The following is a 16894-nucleotide window of genomic DNA, read 5'->3' as shown; positions in this document are numbered from 1 at the left end:
ATCCTGCTCCACACCCCGCCGATCCGACGGGCTACCGCCCTCCCGCGCCCACCAGCTCCGGGTGCCCGACGACGGCCGGACGGTCGCCGAACAGCGGGTCGAGCGGAGTGGCGGAGGCACGGGTGACCAGGTCGTAGTCCGCCTCCCGCACGCGCCGCGTCCGCAACCAGTAGGTGAAGGTGAAGCCGGGCCACAACGTGCGGTTGACCCCCTGGTCGTCGAGGTACCAGCTCTCGCATCCCGACTGCCACACCGACCGGTTGAGCCGGCCCTGCACCTTCCGGTTGAAGTCGTCCTGCACGCTGGGCCGCACCGCCATCCACTGCGCCCGGCGCTCGTCCAGCAGCCGCAGGCACTCCACCACGTACCGCGCCTGCGCCTCGATCATGAAGACGATCGAGTTGTGCCCGAGCCCGCTGTTCGGGCCGACCAGCATGAACAGGTTGGGGAAGCCGGCGATGGCCACGCCCAGGTGCGCCTGCATCCCCTCCCGCCGCCACAGGTCGTTCAGCTCGACGCCGCCCGCGCCGACGATGTCGAGCGAGCTGACGTCGCCGACCCGGAACCCGGTGCCGTGGATGATCGCGTCGACCTCGCGCTCCACCCCGTCGGCGGTGACCACGGAGTGCTCCCGCACCTCGCGGATGCCGTCGGTGACCAGCTCGACGTTCGGCCTGGTCAACGCCGGGTAGTAGTCGTCGGAGATCAGCACGCGCTTGCAGCCGAGGGTGTAGGTGGGCGTCACCGCCGCGCGCAGCGCCGGGTCGTCGGGGATCTGCCGCGCGATGTGCCGCTTCGACAGCGCCTCGGCCGCCCGCACCAGGCGCTTGTCGACGTTGAAGCCGAGGATGCGGCTCTCCAGCTGCCAGTAGATCGCGTTGCGGTAGAGCCGCTGCACGAACGGCAGCCGCCGGAACAGCCGGCGCTCCACCGCGCTCATCACGCGGTCGGGCTTGGGCATGATCCACGGCGGCGTGCGCTGGAACAGGTGGAGCTGGCCGACCCGCGCGGCGATCCTGGGCACGAACTGGATGGCGCTGGCCCCGGTGCCGATCACCGCGACGCGCTTGCCGGTGAGGTCGTAGTCGTGGTTCCACCGCGACGAGTGGAACGTGACGCCGCGGAAGCGGTCCAGGCCGGGCACGTCGGGGAAGGCGGGCACGTGCAGCGGGCCGAGGCCGGCCACCACCACCCGCGCGGTGAGGCTCCGGCCGTCGGCCAGCGAGACGTGCCAGATCCCGGCGGTCTCGTCGAACGCGCACCCGGTGACCTCGGCCCCGAACCGGATGTTGCCGCGCAGGTCGTACCGGTCGACGCAGCGCCGCAGGTACTCCCAGATCTCCGGCTGCTCGGCGAACATCCGCGACCAGGACGGGTTGGGCTCGAAGGAGAACGAGTACATGTGGGACTGCACGTCGCAGGCGCACCCGGGGTAGGTGTTGTCCCGCCAGGTCCCGCCGACCTCGTCGGCCTTCTCCAGCACCACGAAGTCCCGGCAGCCGGCCTGGCGGAGGCGGATCGCCATGCCCAGCCCGGCGAACCCGCTGCCGATGATCACGACCTGGTGGTCCGGGCCCTGCGCGTGTGTCGCCATTCCGCCTCCTCGCCCCGACGGCGGGGGCCGTCGCCCGCAGTGGACGCCCCGCCCGGCTCTACGTGTTACCGACGGTAACACCAACGGCGTTGACCAGGTCAAGGCGACGAAATGGTGACCCAGATCACAACATGGCCCGCGTTGGCCGGGCGGGACGACGGTCCGGCAGACGGCAGGGAGGACGGTCAGAAGAAGGTGCCGCAGTAGGGGCGGCCGGCGGCGAACAGCCGGTCCGCCCTGGCCAGGGCGGCCGCGTCCCGCACCCGGATCCGGCCCACGCCGGCGAGCACCGAGGGCGCGACCTCCCCGAGGTAGGTCGCGGCCAGCTCGGCCACGTCCAGCTCCAGGTCGGCGGGCGCGTCGGTGCGCCGAACCCCGTCCGGCCCGATCCGGTAGCGACCGGCGTTGTCCGGCAGCGTCCGGTCGGCGACCTCCACCACGACCGGCTCGGCCTCGCCCCAGCTCCGCGCCGCCAATGCGGCGGGCACGTCGACCAGGCGCACCCACAGCCCGTCCTCGACGTTCTCCGTGGTCGCCAGGCGCGGGTCGGTCAGCAGCCACTCCAGGGGCTCGTCCACGGGGCGGTCCGCCCGGACCTCCGCCACCAGGTCGATCCCCAGCAGGAAGGACCACAGGCCCGCGACCGCGGCCGGCGTGGCGGCCTGCATGTCCTCGATCTGGAGCACCGCGCCCTGGCCCAGGTTCTCGCTCGGCACCGGCCGCCAGAGCACGAAGCCGTCCTCGCCGTCGGGGCCGTGGTGCACGGCGGCCCGCGCGCCCTTCCACACCAACGCGCGACGGGTGCGCACCACCGTCCACCACGCGTCGGGACGGGTCAACATGCCCGACCGGAACAACCCGATCCGCTCGTACACGGCACGCAGACGCGCCTCGACGTCGCTGGCCGGGACGATGCTCACCCGGCCGGCCGGAGCCTCGGCCCGGACCGCGCCCCGGCGGGCGCGCACCCGCACGACACGGCTCGTGGTCGCCGGCCCGTACCCGAACCGGCCGTAGATCAGCGGCTCGCTCGCGTTCAGGGCCGCGAGCACCTCGCCCCGCTCGCGGACGTCGGCGAGCTGGCGCCGCATGAGCGCGCCCAGCAGGCCGCGGCGCGTGTGGTCGGCCCGCACGGCCACCCGGATGACCGCGGCCGTGGGCAGTTCCGCACCGCCCGGAACCGCCAGCCGGGTGGGCCAGCTCGCCGCGGTCCCCACCAGCTCGTCGGCGACGTGGACGCCGAACACCCGCCCGTCCGTGTAGGTCGGGATGGCGTGCGTCCACTCATCGTCCGACTGCGGGGGGAAGTGCAGCGCCTCCCGCATGATGTCGATGGCGGCGCGGTGCTCACTCGTGTCGAGGACGCGGACGGCGTGATCGGTCATCGCCCGATCCTGCCGGCCCTTCCCCCGGGCGAGCGACAGATTTCCGAGAACCCCGGTCCCGCGTTGGCCCGCCCCGGTCAGGGCGGACCAACGCGGCGCGTCACTTCGGCTGCCCGACCTCGTACTCGCCGTTGTCGGACTTCACGGTGATCGTGACCTTCTTGCTCTTGCCGTCCACCTTGACCTGGCAGTCGAAGGTCTCGCCGGCCTTGACCCGCTGGTCGGAGGGGCAGGTCACCCCGTCCACCTTGGCCAGCTTGTACTCGCTGGTCAGGATCTTCTTCACGCCGTCCTGGACGGCGGCGGTGTCGAAGACCTTCTTCTGGAACCAGCCCGGCCACACGAAGCCGAGCACCAGCACGACCGCCACGACCAGGACCAGCGCGCCGGTGAGGATCCACGGCAGCGCGGACTTCTTCTTCGGCGCGTCGGCCGGGGTCATCCCGCCGTACTGGCCGAACCCGCCCTGGAAGCCGGTCTGCTGGCCGTACGCGGGCTGCTGCCCGTAGGAGCCGGTGAACGGCTGCTGCTGGCCGGGCTGCGGCTGGCCGTACCCCGGGAACTGGGCGGCCTGGTTCGGGTCCACCGCGCCGTACTGGCCCGGCACCGCCTGACCCGGCATCTGGCCGGGCGCCTGCCCCGGCATCGGCTGGCCGGGCACCGGCTGACCGGGGGCGGCCTGACCAGGCGCGGCCTGGCCGAAGGGGGTCTGGCCGGGCTGGGCCTGCGCCGGGTCGACGCCGAACTGGCCCTGGCCGTAACCGGCCGGTTGGCCGAAGCCGCCCGGCTGGCCCTGCGCGGGGAACCCCCCGGACGGGGTGCCCGGGTTGGGCCCGGCGCCGTAGGGCTGCTGGCCCCACTGCTGCGGGTCGTTCCCTCCGGACGGGCCGTAGGGGCTGGTCATCGTTGCCTCCGCGGTCAGGGTCCAAGTCAGCGGTGAGCTGCGGGCGCCCGGTCGGACACCCCGCCCGCGATCAAACCACAGGTCGGGTTGGGTGCCCCAGCGAGGCAGGCGGGCGCGGCACGACCGTGACCGGGGGCGGCGGTCAGACGGTGCCCATCGCGACCACGCCCCGGCGCATGGCCTCCGCCGCCCGGGCGGCGGACCGCCCGAGGGGGTGGGCCCTGCCGACCACGTCCCGGAGTTGGTCGAGCAGGTCCAACACCTGCCGGCACCACCGGACGAAGTCCCCGGCGGATAGCTCCTGACCAGCGGTTTCGCTGGCCACCAGCACCCGCTCCAGCGACTCGCCCCGCGCCCACCGGTACACCGGCCAGGCGAACCCCGGGTCGGGCTCCCGGGTGCGGTCCAGCCGGTGCCGGCGCTCGTCGTCCTCCAGCTCGGCCCACAACCGCAGGGTGGTGTCCCACGCCCGGGTGACGCCACCGGCCGGCAGGCGCGGCGCGGACGGGCTGTCCCGCCGCGACTCGTAGACCAGCGTCGAGACCACGGCCGCCAGCTCCGCCGGCTCCAGCCCGTCCCACACCCGGTTCCGCAGGCACTCCGCGGCCAGCAGGTCGCACTCGCTGTAGATCCGGGCCAGCCGCCGGCCGTCCTCGGTCACGTGCTCGCCGTCGTCGCCGACCGCGAGGTAGCCGCGCTCCCGCAACAGCGCCCGGATGCGGTCGAACGCCCTGGCGAGGGAGTGCGTGGTCGCCGCGACCTTGCGCTGGAGCTGCTCGGTCTCCGCGGCGAGCCGCTGGTGCCGCTCCGCCCACCTGGCGTGCTCCTCGCGCTTGTCGCACCCGTGGCAGGGGTGCGCGCGCAGCGCCCGGCGCAGGGTCGCCAGCTCGGCGTCGTCGTCCGGCCCGCCGCGCCGGCGACGGCCGGTGGGCGCCTCGATGCCGGTGTTGCGCAGCGTCGAGGCGAGGTCGCGCCGCGAGCGGGGCGAGCGCACGTCGACGTTCCTCGGCAGCTTGACCCGCCCCAGCGCCTCGACCGGGGTGGGGAAGTCGGCGACCGACAGCCGCCCCGCCCACCGGTCCTCGGTCACCACCAGCGGACGCGGCTCGCTCATCGGGTCCAGGCCCGGGTCGATCACCACGGCCAGGCCGGAACGCCGGCCCGAGGGCACCGCGATGACGTCGCCCCGCCGCAGCCGCTCCAGCGACGCGGCGGCCTCCGCCCGTCGGTTGGCGGTGTTCTGCCGCGCGAGCATCTTCTCCCTGGCCGAGATCCGCCGGCGCAGCTCCGCGTACTCGCCGAAGTCGCCCAGGTGGCAGGTCATCGCCTCGGCGTACCCGGCCAGCGCCTCGTTGTTGCGCTCGACCCGCCGGGACAGCCCCACGACCGACCGGTCGGCCTGGAACTGCGCGAACGACTGCTCCAGCATCTCCCTGGCGGCCTTGGCGCCGAGCTGCTCCACCAGGTTGACAGCCATGTTGTAGCCGGGCCGGAACGACGAGCGCAGCGGGTACGTGCGGGTGGAGGCCAGCCCGGCGACCGCCTTCGGGTCCATCCCCGGCTGCCACAGCACCACCGCGTGGCCCTCGACGTCGATGCCGCGCCGCCCGGCCCGCCCGGTGAGCTGCGTGTACTCGCCCGGCGTGAGGTCGACGTGCGCCTCGCCGTTGTACTTGACCAGCTTCTCCAGCACCACCGTGCGAGCGGGCATGTTGATGCCCAGCGCGAGCGTCTCGGTGGCGAAGACCACCTTCACCAACCCGCGGACGAACAGCTCCTCGACGGTCTCCTTGAAGGCCGGGAGCAGGCCGGCGTGGTGGCTGGCGATGCCCCGCTCCAGGGCCTCCCGCCACTCCCAGTACCCCAGCACCATCAGGTCGCCCTCGGGCAGGCCCGCGGTGTGCTCGTCGATGATCCGCCGGATCAGGTCGACCTCGTCGTCGCTGGTCAGCCGCAGCCCGGCCCGCACGCACTGGGTGACGGCGGCCTGGCAGCCGGCCCGGCTGAAGATGAACACGATCGCCGGCAGCAGGCCCGCGTCGTCCAGCTTGCGCACCACCTCGACGCGGGAGGGTGGCCGGAACCGCGGCCCGCCCTGCGCTCCGCCGCCACGCCGCCCGTTGCGGGGGCCGCGCAGACCGATCGACGGCAGGTACCGCTCCAGGTCCTGGGTGTGCCGCACGAGGTTGGGGTTGATCCGCAGCTCCGCCCGGCCGGTGCGCGGGTCGACGGTCTCCCCGCCGAACAGGTCCATCATCCGGCCCGCCACGAGCATGTGCTGCCACAGCGGCACCGGGCGGTGCTCGTCGACCACCACGGCGGTGTCGCCCCGCACCTCGACCAGCCACTCGCCGAACTCCTCGGCGTTGCTGACCGTGGCCGACAGGCTGACCAGCCGCACGTGCTCGGGCAGGTGGAGGATGACCTCCTCCCACACCGCGCCCCGGAACCGGTCGGCGAGGTAGTGCACCTCGTCCATCACCACGTAGCCGAGGCCGTGCAGCGCCGAGGACCCCGCGTACAGCATGTTCCGCAGGACCTCGGTAGTCATCACGACGATCGGGGCGTCGCCGTTGACCGAGGTGTCGCCGGTGAGCAGGCCCACGGCGGCGGAGCCGTACCGGGCGGCCAGGTCGGCGTGCTTCTGGTTCGACAGCGCCTTGATGGGCGTCGTGTAGAAGCACTTGCGGCCCTCGGCCAGGGCCAGGTGCACGGCGAACTCGCCGACGACGGTCTTGCCCGCCCCGGTCGGCGCGCACACCAGCACGCCGTGCCCGTTCTCCAACGCCGCGCAGGCGGCGTGCTGGAACGGGTCGAGCTCGAAGGACAGACCGGCGGTGAACTCGGTCAACCTCGGCTGTTCCGCGCGTCGCCGGGAGGCGCTGTACGCCTCGGCCGGGGACAGCGCCGACGGTCGGGACGGGCTTGCCACCCGTTCAGGTTTTCACATCCGGGGCGGTTGGCGCGCGAAATACCTTCCGCGCCGCCGTCACTCAGACGACGACGGTCAACGCCCCCGGTTCACAGCGCACCGTCAGGGGCAGCCGGGCCTGCCGCTCACCGTCGGCGTAGGCCACCCACCCGTTCTGCCCACCCAGGTGCACCGACCGGGCACGCAACGTCGTGACCGCCGGGTGGTCGACGTGGTGTCCGCCACGCAGCCTCGGGAGGATGCGCACCAGCGCGGAGCGGCTGGCCCGCCCCACCACGGTCAGGTCGAACCAACCGTCGGTGGGGTCGGCGTCCGGGCAGATCGGAATGCCCCCGCCGTACCAGCCGGTGTTGCCCACCGCGACCAGCGTCGCGTCCAGTTCCAACCGGCCGTCGGCGCTGTCCACGACCAGCGGCCGGGCCCGCAGCCGGGCCAGCTCCAGCAGGATCGCGAGGTCGTAGCGGCGCGGCCCCCTGGGCCAGCGCAGCGCGTTGGCGCGCTCGTTGACCGCCGAGTCGAACCCGGCGCAGAGCACGGTGGCGAACCAGCCGCCGCCGGAGACCCGGCCCAGGTCCATCCGCCGCCGACGCCGCTCCCGCAGCGCCGTGGCCACGACCTCGGCCGCGGCCAGCGGGTGGGCCGGCAGGTCGAGGGAGGACGCCAGGTCGTTGCCGGTGCCGGCCGGGATCACCGCCAACGCGGTGCCGGTGCCCGCGCACGCCTGCAACGCCGCGTGCGCGGAGCCGTCCCCGCCGAGGACCGCGACCACGTCGGCGCCGTCCGCCACGGCCCGCAGCGCGAACCCGGTGGTGGCGTCGGCGGTCCCGGCGACCTTCACCCGGAGTTGGCCGCTCGCCGCGCGCAGGCGGTGGGCGACGCTGCCGGCGACCCGGGCGGCGGCGCCGTTGGCCGCGGCGGGGTTGACGAGGAGGACGGTGCGCACGGAGCGGCATCTTGTCCTACCCGTGGGTAGCGGCGCCAGAGCGCACCACCCCCACGCCAACCCCGCCGAACTCAGGTCACGTCGTCGTAGCCGCCCCGACGCGGCTCCGCGGCCTTCGCCTGCGGCGGGCTCGTCCGCGACGGCTCGGGGTTCCCGACCGGCTCCGGCTCGGGGATCGGCTCGGGCTCGTGCTGGAGCGGGGACGCCTCGTCGTCGGACAGGCCGTCCCAGCCCTCGGCCAGCCGCTGGCGGGCCTTGCGCCGGTCGTGCAACCGCGCGACCTGCACCGACAGCTCGAACAGGGCGGTCAGCGCCAACGCCAACGCCAACATCGAGAACGGGTCCTGGCCCGGCGTGGCCACCGCGGCGAACACGAACAGGCCGAAGATCAGGCCCCGCCGCCACCGCTTGAGCTTGTCGTAGGTGAGCACCCCGAGCCGGTTGAGCATGATCACCAACAACGGCAGTTCGAAGCTGACCCCGAACACCACCAACATGCCCAGCATGAAGCCGAAGTACTTGTCACCGGTGAGCGCGATGGCCACGGTCTGGCCACCGAAGCCGAGCAGGAAGAGCAGGCCCTGGGCGACCACGAAGTAGGCCAGCACCGCGCCGGCGGCGAACAACGCCGTGGCGAAGCCCACGAAGGACAGCGCGAACTTGCGCTCCTTCGCGTAGAGGCCGGGGGTGATGAAGGACCAGAGCTGGTAGAGCCAGAACGGGCTGGACAGGACCGCGCCCGCGCTCATCGCCACCTTCAGCCGCAGCATGAACGCGTCCAGCGGCGCGGTGCCCAGCAACTGGCACCCGCCCTGACCGAGCTGCACCCGGGTCGGCTCCGGCACGGAGCAGTACGGGTCCGTCAGGAGCTTGCCCAGGCTCGGGATGCCCAGCGGCCCGTTCTCGAACCACCAGAACCCGACCAGCGACGCGAGCGCGAGGGCGGCGAACGCCACCGTGAGCCGGTACCGCAGCTCGTAGAGGTGCTCGACGAGCGTCATGGTGCCGTCGGGGTTGTGCCGACGGCCCCACCGGCGCTTGCGGCCCTTCTCGCGGCGCGACGACCCGTCGCGGCGGAGCGGATTGCTCCCCACCGTGCGGACCGTCCCTCTCAGTGCTTGACGTCGTTACGCGGCTGCGCGGGCGCTGGAGCTGGCGCGGCGGCGGGCACGGAGGGCGCCGAGGTCGCCTGCGGGGCCGGCTGGGCCGGCTGGGCCGGCGGCAACGACTGCGGCGCGGCCGGCTGCTCCGGAGCGGCCGGGGCCTGCTCCTCGTCCTGCCGCATGCCCTTGGTCTCCGCCTTGAAGATGCGCATCGACCGGCCGACGGCGCGCGCGGTGTCCGGCAGCTTCTTCGCGCCGAACAACAGCACCAGCACACCGACCAGAATGAGCAGCTCCCAGCCACCGAGGCTTGGCATGATCGTGGTCCTCCTGTCTCCCCCGATCAGATGGTACGCGGGGAGGACGGCTCGTCGAGATTCCCGCCGCGCCGCTCGGCCACGGCCACCCGAAGGGCGGCAGTGCGCGCGCGGAGCAGCCCGGCCCGGTCCCCGGTGTGGGCCCGCAACGTCCTGCTCGCGACCGCGAACCGCCGCAGCGACCGCAGCACCGGCACCACGAGCACGGCAAGGACGACCAGTCCGACCACGACCAGCAGCAGGCTCACCAGGTAGGGCACGCGCTCACCGTAACGAACGAAGGTGGACGGCAGGTGACGCGCCCGCCGTATCCCGCGGTGTCCGCTCTCCGCCGTTCGGCGGTGTTTGGTTCTCCGCCGTCCGGCGGGCTCAGAGCACCCCGTCGAGGATCTTCGCCAGGGCGGCGGGCTCCCGGACGAACCCGAGGTGGCTGGTGGCCAGGTCGCGCACGGCGAACGGGGTGTCCGGGGTCAGCTCGTCGGCCTCGCGGACCAGCCGGTCCTGCAGCTCCGGCGGCATCGTCCGGTCCAGCGTCAGCCGCACGTAGGTGCGCGGCACCCCGCCCCAGGTCGCGGGCTCGGGCCGGGCGTCGGCGAGGAACACCCGCAGCGACTCGTCCGGCTGGAGGGTGTTGAGCACCGCGCGGAACTCCTCCTCGCTGGCGTCGGCCATCATCGCCGCGTGGGCGTCGGCGAGGAAGGCCGGGTCGGCGGAGCGCCAGTTCGTGCGGCCCGCGCCCCGGCGGTCGACCCCGGGCAGGCCCCGCACCCGGAGCAGCCGGCTCTGCCGGAACTCCGGTGACTGGAGGTAGTCCGCCACCGTCCGCAGCCGCACACAGCACCACGCCGCCACGTAGACCAGGTGGTCGACCAGCTCCGGCGCCTCGCTGGCCACCCGCGTGATCGTGGCCCCGCCCAGGCTGTGCCCGACCAGCACCACCGGGCCGTGCCCGACCACCCGCCGCAGCAGCTCCACCACGTGGTCGACGTTGTCCCGCAACGTCACGCCGGCCAGCGCCGACGGCGCCACGGCGAGCGCGTCGAGGTCCTGCGGGGCCTGGTAGGCGGCCGGGAACCCCGCGTCGAAGCCGTGGCCCGGCAGGTCCACGGCAAGGGCGCGGTGGCCCAGCACCGCCAGCTCGCGGATCACCGACGTCCACAGGAACGAGTTGCTGCCGGCGCCGTGGACGAACACGAACGTGGGTCCGACCCCGACCCCGGCCCCGGCCCTCGCTTCGACGCCGCGCCGGGCGCCCCCGGCCCTGTCCTCAGCGATCTCCCCAGCCATGTCCCCTCACTCCGGTCACGGCCCGTCCGCACGCCTCGGCCGCGGGTCCGGCCAGGCCGACACCCGCCCGATCCTGACAGTGCGGGAGGACCGGTCGGGGCGCACGTGGGCAACCCGACACGACCGCCGAAAGAGAACGACCAGCGTCCGGACAGCAGCGCCGACCCGGACCTGCACAGGCAGGCGAGCGGGCGCCGCGCGGCACTCGCTCGGGGAGGCGGACAGGACGGGCTACAGCGACGGGTGGCTGGCCAGCCGCGCCAGGGCCGCCTCCGCCCGCTCGGCGACCTGCCTGGCCAGCGACTCCGGCTCCAGCACCCGCGCCTGATCGCCCAGGCCGAGCAGCATCCGGACCATCCGGGACGGGTCGGAGTACCGCAGCCAGACCCTGGCCCGGCCCGCGCCCAGCTCGACCAGGTCGTCGACCTGGTAGTACTCGGCGACCCACCGGGCGTCCGCCGCCAGCTCCAGCACGGCCACGCCCTGCCCCGGCTCCGGGCGGAACAGGCCGGCGGAGACGTCCGTGGGCCGGGCGTGCGGCGGCGGGGACGCCGGCTCGTCCAGCACCCGCACCGCGTCGATGCGGTCCAGCCGGAACAACCGCACCCGCTCCACCGAGCGGCACCACGCCTCCAGGTAGCTGCGCCCCTCGACGATCAGCACCCGCATCGGGTCCACGACCCGCTCGGTGATCTCGTCCCGGGAGGCCGTGTAGTACCGCATCCACAGGGCGCGCCGCTTCTGCACGGCCTCGGTCACCGTCGAGCGGGTCTCCGCCGAGACGGTCCGCTCGCGCATCGTCAGACCCACGACGACGCCGGCCGGCTGAGCCTGGCCCACGGCCGCCTCGACCTTGGCCAGCGCGCGCTGCACGGCGTCGGTGTCCACCACGCCCGGGGTGTCGGCGAGCGCCCGCAACGCCACCAGCAGGGAGGTCGCCTCCGCCGCGGTCAGCCGCAGCGGGCGCCGCATCCCCGCGTCGTAGGTGACGGTGACCGTCTCCCCCTCGAACGACAGGTCGATCAGGTCGCCCGGCCCGTAGCCGGGCAGGCCGCACATCCACAGCAGCTCCAGGTCGCGCCGGAGCTGCTTCGGGCTCACCCCGAAGTCGGCGGCCGCCTCCTCGATCGGGATGCCCGGCCGGGCCAGCAGGTAGGGCACCAGCGCCAGCAGCCGGGGCAACCGCTCCGTCGAACCACTCACGACCGGCTCTCCTCCCGCACGACGCCCTCCCGCCGGCCGGCGGCGCCCAACAACAGCTCGGTGACGGACCTGCGCAACGTGTCCGGTTCCAGCACGACCACGTCCGGCCCGTAGCCGGCGATCCAGGTGTCGGCCGACTCCGGGAAGTGCAGCTCGACCTCCAGGAGGTCGCCGGGCTCGCCGTCCAGCTCGACCCGGCCCAGCGGCTTGGCCCGCCGGCGCAGGCCGTGCGCCCTGCCCTCGGCGACCCACAGCTTCGCGGTGGTCGGCGGCGTCGGCTCGTCGGAGGAGCCGGCGACCAGCCGGAGCAGGTCCACGTCCGCCGGCCGCCGCACCACGCCCGCCGGACCGACCGCGCGCACCTCGCCGACGATCCGCGACAGCCGGAAGCAGCGCGGGGCCGCGCGCCCCCGGTCGTGGCCCACCACGTACCAGCGGCCGCGCCAGGAGACCACGCCCCAGGGCTCGACCTCCCTGCTCAGCACGTCCGGCCCCTTGAGGCGGCGGTAGTCGAAGGACACCGCCCGCCCGGACTGCACGGCGGCCAGCAGCGGCGCGAACGCCGGCTCGCTGGCCCGCACCTTCGGCTCGACGGCGGCGGGGGCGGTCTCGTCCACGTCCACCCCGGCGGCGCGCAGCTTGAGCAGCGCGCCGTGGGCCGCGCCGGTCAGCTCCGGCGAGTCCCACAACCGCACGGCCAGCGCCACCGCGGCCGCCTCGTCGGGCTCCAGGTCGACGTCGCCCAGCTCGTAGTCGCGGCGGGCGATGCGGTAGCCGTCGGCCGGGTCGAACACCGAGTTCCTGCCGACCTCCAGCGGGACGCCGAGATCGCGCAGCTCGGCCTTGTCGCGCTCGAACATCCGGAAGAACGCCTCGGCGCTGGGCGCGTCGGCGTACCCGGGGACGATGCCGCGGATCCGCTCGGCGGTCAGGTACTGCCGGGTGGACAGCAGGCACAGCACCAGGTTGACCAGACGTTCGACACGGGCGGTGGACACGCGGGAACCCTAGCCCCACCCGTCGGGTGAACGGCCGGGGATCCTCCCGCTTGCCCCGTTCCGGTGGTTCCCGGAACCCGTTCGCTCTGGTCGCCGCGGGTGCGCGCCCGGCGGGCGGCAGTGTTCTCGCTCCGCACTGAACCCACAGTTGCCACACCGGCAACAGGGTGGTGATCATCAGGGTGGGTGATGCTGGGCCGGCAGGCGCGTGCCGATGACTCCACCGTCGTCTGCCCCCCGCCCGCCGGAGAGAGATGTCCCGCATCGCCGCCGTGCACGTCGCGCTCCCGCCGCACGTCTACCCGCAGCGGGAGATCACCGAGGCGTTCACCCGGATGTGCGGGCACGACCGGGCGGTGGTGCGGCGCTTCCACGAGGCGGTCGGCGTCAGCACGCGACACCTCGCGCTCCCGCTGGACGCCTACCCCCAGCTCGCCGACTTCGGCGCGGCCAACGACGCCTTCCTCCGCTGCGCGCTCGACCTCGCCGAGCACGCGGTCAAGGGCGCGCTGACGTCGGCCGGCCTCGCCCCCGTCGACGTCGACCTGGTGCTGTCCACCTCGGTGACCGGCCTGGGCGTGCCCAGCGTGGAGGCCCGGCTGGCCCACCGGGTCGGGCTCCGCGCCGACGTGAAGCGGCTCCCGCTGTTCGGGCTCGGCTGCGTGGCGGGCGCGGCCGGCGTCGCCCGCGCCCACGACTACCTGCGGGGCCACCCCGGACAGGTCGCGCTGCTGCTCGCCGTCGAGCTGTGCTCGCTCACGGTCCAGCGCGATGACGCCTCCACGGCGAACCTCGTGGCCAGCGGCCTGTTCGGGGACGGGGCCGCGGCCGTGGTCCTGCTCGGCGCGGACCGCGCCCCCGCCGGCAGCGGACCCGCCGGCAAGGGATCCGCCGGCAGGGGTCCCTCGGTGGTCGCCGCCCGCAGCCGGCTCTACCCCGACTCCGAGCGGGTCATGGGCTGGGAGATCGACGGGCGCGGCTTCCGGATCGTGCTCAGCGCCGAGGTGCCCGCGGTCGTGCGGCGCCACCTCGGCGGCGACGTCCGCCGCTTCCTGGCCGACGCCGGCCTCGACCTCCCCGCCGTGACCACCTGGATCTGCCACCCCGGGGGTCCGAAGGTGCTCCAGGCGCTGCAACGGGCGCTCGACCTGCCCGACGAGGCGCTCGCGCTGACCCGTCGATCACTCGACCGGGTGGGAAACATGTCGTCGGTGTCGGTGCTGGCCGTGCTGGCCGACACGATCGACCGGCGACCGGGGCGGCCGGGCGAGAGCGGCCTGCTCCTCGCGATGGGTCCTGGTTTCTGCTCCGAACTCGTCCTGCTGCAGTGGTAGGTGAACCGTGCCGGCACCGTCGTTGATCGCGTACCTGGGGCTCGTGCTGCTCGTGGCCGCCGAACGGGTGGACGAGCTCAAACGCAGCCGCCGCCAGCTCCACTGGGCCCGGCCCCGGGGCGGGGTCGAGTTCGGAGAGCGGCACTTCCCGGCCGTGCTCGCCCTGCACGTCGGGCTCCTCGTCGGCTGCCTGCTGGAGCCGTGGGCGCTGGAGCGCCCGTTCCTGCCCCTGCTGGCCGGGCCGATGGTGGCGTTCACGATCGCCGCGCAGGCGTTGCGCCGGTGGTGCATCACCGCGCTCGGGCCGCGCTGGACGGCCAGGATCGTGGTCCTGCCCGGCGTCCCCCTCGTGACCCACGGCCCGTACCGCTGGCTCCGGCACCCCAACTACCTCGCGGTGGTCGTGGAGGGCGTCGCGCTGCCGCTGGTGCACACGGCGTGGCTGACCGCGTCGCTGTTCACGGTCCTGTACCTGCTGACGATGGCCGTGCGCATCCGCACCGAGCAGGAGGCGCACGCATGGGCCACGGCCTAGTGGCGTTGGCGCGGGCCGGCCACCCCGGCCCGACCCTGGTGGTCACGGCGGCCACCGTGGCGCTCGCGGCCGCGGTCGGGCGCGGCCCGGCGGCCCTGGTGGCGGTCGGCGCGACCCAGCTCACCACCTTCCTGTCGATCGGGTGGCTCAACGACTACCTGGACGCGAGCCGCGACGCCGCCGTGGGCCGCGCGGACAAGCCCGTGCCCACGGGCGCGGTGTCCCGCGAGCTCGTCGGGGCCTGCGCCGTGCTGGCCGCGCTGGCCTGCGTGCCGCTCTCGGCGCTGTCCGGACCGGTCGCCGGGGTGCTCCAGATCCTCGTGCTCGCCGCCGGATGGGGGTACGACCTCGGCCTGAAGGCGACCGCGATCTCGGTGGTGCCGTTCGTCGTCGCGTTCGGCCTGCTCCCGGCGGTGGTGGTGACGGGAGCGCCGGGCGTCCCGCTGCCGCCGCTGTGGCTCGTGGTCGCCGGCGCGCTGCTCGGCTCCGGCGCGCACTTCGCCAACGTGCTGCACGACCTCCGGGACGACGCGGCGACCGGCGTCCGCGGCCTGCCGCACCGGCTGGGCGCCCCGGCGACCCGGGCGGGCGCGGCGGTGCTGATGCTCGTCGCCTCCGCCGTGCTCGTGCTCGGGCCGGGCACGCCGTCGCCCCGCGAGCTCGTGGTCGTCGCGCTGGCCGCCGCCGTCCTGGCGTACGGGCTGGCCAGCCGGCGCCGCCGGGTGCTCGCCGGCGCGGTGCAGCTCGTCGCCCTGCTGGACGTCGCCCTGCTGCTGGTGTCCGGCGCCGCGCTCCGCTGAGTCGCGCCGGACCCGCCGGGCCGTGCCAGACCCGCTGGGTCGTCGGAACCGCCGAGCCGTGCCAGAACCGTTGAGCCGTATCGGGAACCGCGGGTCGCGTCGGGACCGCCGACCTCCCGGCCCCCGACCCGCCGGCCGACGCGGCGCCGGGCGACTACAGCGAGGCGATCAGGCGCTCGACGCGCTCGTCGACCGAGCGGAACGGGTCCTTGCACAGCACGGTGCGCTGCGCCTGGTCGTTGAGCTTGAGGTGCACCCAGTCCACGGTGAAGTCCCTGCCGGCGGCCTGGGCCGCGGCGATGAAGTCGCCCCGCAGCTTGGCCCTGGTCGTCTGCGGCGGGGTGTCCTTGGCGGCCTCGATCTCCCCGTCGTCGGTCACCCGCTCCACCAACCCCTTGCGCAGCAACAGGTCGTAGAGGCCGCGGCCCCGGCGGATGTCGTGGTAGGCCAGGTCGAGCTGGGCCACCCGCGGGCTGGACAGGTCCAGGTCGTGCTTGGCCCGGTACCGCTCCACCAGCCGGTGCTTGATCGCCCAGTCGATCTCCCGGTCGATCTTGGCCAGGTCCTGGGCCTCGATCGCGTCCAGGGTGCGGCCCCACAGCTCGATCACCCGCTGCGCCGCCGGGTCGGGCCCGCGCCGCGACACGTGGTCGACGGCCCGGGTGTAGTACTCCCGCTGGACGTCCAGGGCCGAGGCCTCCCGCCCGCCGGCCAGCCGCACCAGCCGCCGGCCGGTCAGGTCGTGGCTGATCTCCCGGATCGCCCGGATCGGGTTGTCCAGGGTGAAGTCCCGGAACTGCACGCCCTGCTCGATCATCTCCAGCACCAGGTTGGCGGTGCCGACCTTGAGCAGCGTGGTCACCTCGGACATGTTCGAGTCGCCCACGATGACGTGCAGCCGGCGGTACCGCTCGGCGTCGGCGTGCGGCTCGTCCCGGGTGTTGATGATCGGCCGGGACCGGGTGGTGGCGCTGGAGACGCCCTCCCAGATGTGCTCGGCCCGCTGCGACAGGCAGTAGACCGCGCCGCGCGGGGTCTGCAGCACCTTGCCGGCCCCGCAGATGAGCTGGCGGGTGACCAGGAAGGGCAGCAGCACGTCGGCGATCCGGGAGAACTCCCCCGCCCGCGCCACCGAGTAGTTCTCGTGGCAGCCGTAGGAGTTGCCCGCGGAGTCGGTGTTGTTCTTGAACAGGAAGATGTCCCCGCCGATCCCCTCGTCCGCCAACCGCCGCTCGGCGTCGACCAGCAGGTCCTCCAGGATCCGCTCGCCGGACTTGTCGTGCGTGACCAGCTGCACCAGGTCGTCGCACTCGGCGGTCGCGTACTCGGGGTGGGAGCCCACGTCCAGGTACAGCCGTGAGCCGTTGCGGAGGAAGACGTTGGACGAGCGGCCCCAGGAGACCACGCGTCGGAACAGGTACCGCGCGACCTCGTCGGGGGAGAGCCGACGCTGCCCGTGGAAGGTGCAGGTCACCCCGAACTCGGTCTCGATGCCGAAGATCCGCCGCTGCATGTGTCCACACTAGGCGCATCGGCCCGCCACCACCCGCCGCCGAACG

General features: G+C 74.1%; 15 protein-coding genes. 3 read left to right on the top strand and 12 right to left on the bottom strand.

The features are described 5' to 3' along the window. Window positions 1-31 precede the first annotated feature (31 nt). The 11 genes from BUE43_RS07420 to BUE43_RS07370 all read right to left on the bottom strand — a co-directional run bounded on the left by BUE43_RS07420 (window position 32) and on the right by BUE43_RS07370 (window position 12666). A complete protein-coding gene (locus BUE43_RS07420; protein WP_073480634.1) occupies window positions 32-1594 on the bottom strand; it encodes a flavin-containing monooxygenase in 1563 nt (520 codons plus the stop codon). 185 nt (window positions 1595-1779) lie between these two features. Beyond that, on the bottom strand, window positions 1780-2979 hold the full coding sequence (locus tag BUE43_RS07415; RefSeq protein WP_073480633.1) for a GNAT family N-acetyltransferase: 1200 nt from the start codon (window positions 2977-2979) through the stop codon (window positions 1780-1782). A 100-nt stretch (window positions 2980-3079) separates the two neighbouring features. After that, on the bottom strand, window positions 3080-3883 hold the full coding sequence (locus BUE43_RS07410) for a DUF4333 domain-containing protein (protein WP_073480632.1): 804 nt from the start codon (window positions 3881-3883) through the stop codon (window positions 3080-3082). 142 nt (window positions 3884-4025) lie between these two features. Then, a complete protein-coding gene (locus tag BUE43_RS07405) occupies window positions 4026-6815 on the bottom strand; it encodes a DEAD/DEAH box helicase (RefSeq protein WP_073480631.1) in 2790 nt (929 codons plus the stop codon). Window positions 6816-6876: 61 nt separating this feature from the next. Next, window positions 6877-7758 (bottom strand): diacylglycerol/lipid kinase family protein, encoded by an 882-nt coding sequence (locus tag BUE43_RS07400; protein ID WP_073480630.1) that lies wholly within the window; start codon window positions 7756-7758, stop codon window positions 6877-6879. Window positions 7759-7829: 71 nt separating this feature from the next. Further along, window positions 7830-8852 carry a twin-arginine translocase subunit TatC gene (gene tatC / locus BUE43_RS07395; protein WP_073480629.1) on the bottom strand — a complete coding sequence of 341 codons (1023 nt, stop codon included), beginning with the start codon at window positions 8850-8852 and terminating at the stop codon, window positions 7830-7832. 17 nt (window positions 8853-8869) lie between these two features. Next, a complete protein-coding gene (gene tatA, locus BUE43_RS07390) occupies window positions 8870-9178 on the bottom strand; it encodes a Sec-independent protein translocase subunit TatA (RefSeq protein ID WP_073480628.1) in 309 nt (102 codons plus the stop codon). Window positions 9179-9204: 26 nt separating this feature from the next. After that, window positions 9205-9438 (bottom strand): bacteriophage holin, encoded by a 234-nt coding sequence (locus BUE43_RS07385; RefSeq protein ID WP_073480627.1) that lies wholly within the window; start codon window positions 9436-9438, stop codon window positions 9205-9207. A 109-nt stretch (window positions 9439-9547) separates the two neighbouring features. After that, entirely contained in the window at window positions 9548-10465 is a 918-nt protein-coding gene (locus tag BUE43_RS07380; RefSeq protein WP_083959427.1) for an alpha/beta fold hydrolase, read from the bottom strand. A 231-nt stretch (window positions 10466-10696) separates the two neighbouring features. Further along, on the bottom strand, window positions 10697-11668 hold the full coding sequence (locus tag BUE43_RS07375) for a helix-turn-helix transcriptional regulator (protein ID WP_073480626.1): 972 nt from the start codon (window positions 11666-11668) through the stop codon (window positions 10697-10699). Next, the gene (locus BUE43_RS07370) at window positions 11665-12666 is read right to left on the bottom strand and encodes a helix-turn-helix transcriptional regulator (RefSeq protein WP_073480625.1); all 1002 of its coding nucleotides are present in this window, start codon (window positions 12664-12666) and stop codon (window positions 11665-11667) included. The genes BUE43_RS07375 and BUE43_RS07370 overlap by 4 nt, the downstream gene beginning before the upstream one ends. Window positions 12667-12920: 254 nt before the next feature. On the opposite strand from BUE43_RS07370, the gene BUE43_RS07365 reads away from it, so the two are divergent. From BUE43_RS07365 to BUE43_RS07355, 3 genes are read left to right on the top strand one after another with little or no spacing between them, the layout of a single operon-like run. Beyond that, a complete protein-coding gene (locus BUE43_RS07365; protein WP_073480624.1) occupies window positions 12921-14000 on the top strand; it encodes a type III polyketide synthase in 1080 nt (359 codons plus the stop codon). A gap of 7 nt (window positions 14001-14007) precedes the next feature. After that, the gene (locus tag BUE43_RS07360; RefSeq protein ID WP_234995588.1) at window positions 14008-14535 is read left to right on the top strand and encodes an isoprenylcysteine carboxyl methyltransferase family protein; all 528 of its coding nucleotides are present in this window, start codon (window positions 14008-14010) and stop codon (window positions 14533-14535) included. Next, entirely contained in the window at window positions 14520-15335 is an 816-nt protein-coding gene (locus tag BUE43_RS07355) for a UbiA family prenyltransferase (protein ID WP_083959426.1), read from the top strand. The genes BUE43_RS07360 and BUE43_RS07355 overlap by 16 nt, the downstream gene beginning before the upstream one ends. A gap of 154 nt (window positions 15336-15489) precedes the next feature. Here the strand turns inward: BUE43_RS07355 and pafA are convergent, their stop codons facing one another. After that, the gene (gene pafA, locus BUE43_RS07350; RefSeq protein WP_073480622.1) at window positions 15490-16848 is read right to left on the bottom strand and encodes a Pup--protein ligase; all 1359 of its coding nucleotides are present in this window, start codon (window positions 16846-16848) and stop codon (window positions 15490-15492) included. Window positions 16849-16894: the final 46 nt, after the last annotated feature.

The organism is Streptoalloteichus hindustanus, assembly GCF_900129375.1.
GTDB classification, from domain to species: domain Bacteria; phylum Actinomycetota; class Actinomycetes; order Mycobacteriales; family Pseudonocardiaceae; genus Streptoalloteichus; species Streptoalloteichus hindustanus.
This window is presented reverse-complemented; position numbering and strand designations above follow the sequence as displayed.

Bases quoted from the DNA above. Each gene is read 5' to 3' on its own strand.
- BUE43_RS07355 (WP_083959426.1), top strand. From the start codon at position 14,520: ATGGGCCACGGCCTAGTGGCGTTGGCGCGGGCCGGCCACCCCGGCCCG.
- BUE43_RS07410 (WP_073480632.1), bottom strand. From the start codon at position 3,883: ATGACCAGCCCCTACGGCCCGTCCGGAGGGAACGACCCGCAGCAGTGG.
- BUE43_RS07415 (WP_073480633.1), bottom strand. From the start codon at position 2,979: ATGACCGATCACGCCGTCCGCGTCCTCGACACGAGTGAGCACCGCGCC.
- BUE43_RS07380 (WP_083959427.1), bottom strand. From the start codon at position 10,465: ATGGCTGGGGAGATCGCTGAGGACAGGGCCGGGGGCGCCCGGCGCGGC.
- pafA (WP_073480622.1), bottom strand. From the start codon at position 16,848: ATGCAGCGGCGGATCTTCGGCATCGAGACCGAGTTCGGGGTGACCTGC.
- BUE43_RS07365 (WP_073480624.1), top strand. From the start codon at position 12,921: ATGTCCCGCATCGCCGCCGTGCACGTCGCGCTCCCGCCGCACGTCTAC.
- BUE43_RS07420 (WP_073480634.1), bottom strand. From the start codon at position 1,594: ATGGCGACACACGCGCAGGGCCCGGACCACCAGGTCGTGATCATCGGC.
- tatA (WP_073480628.1), bottom strand. From the start codon at position 9,178: ATGCCAAGCCTCGGTGGCTGGGAGCTGCTCATTCTGGTCGGTGTGCTG.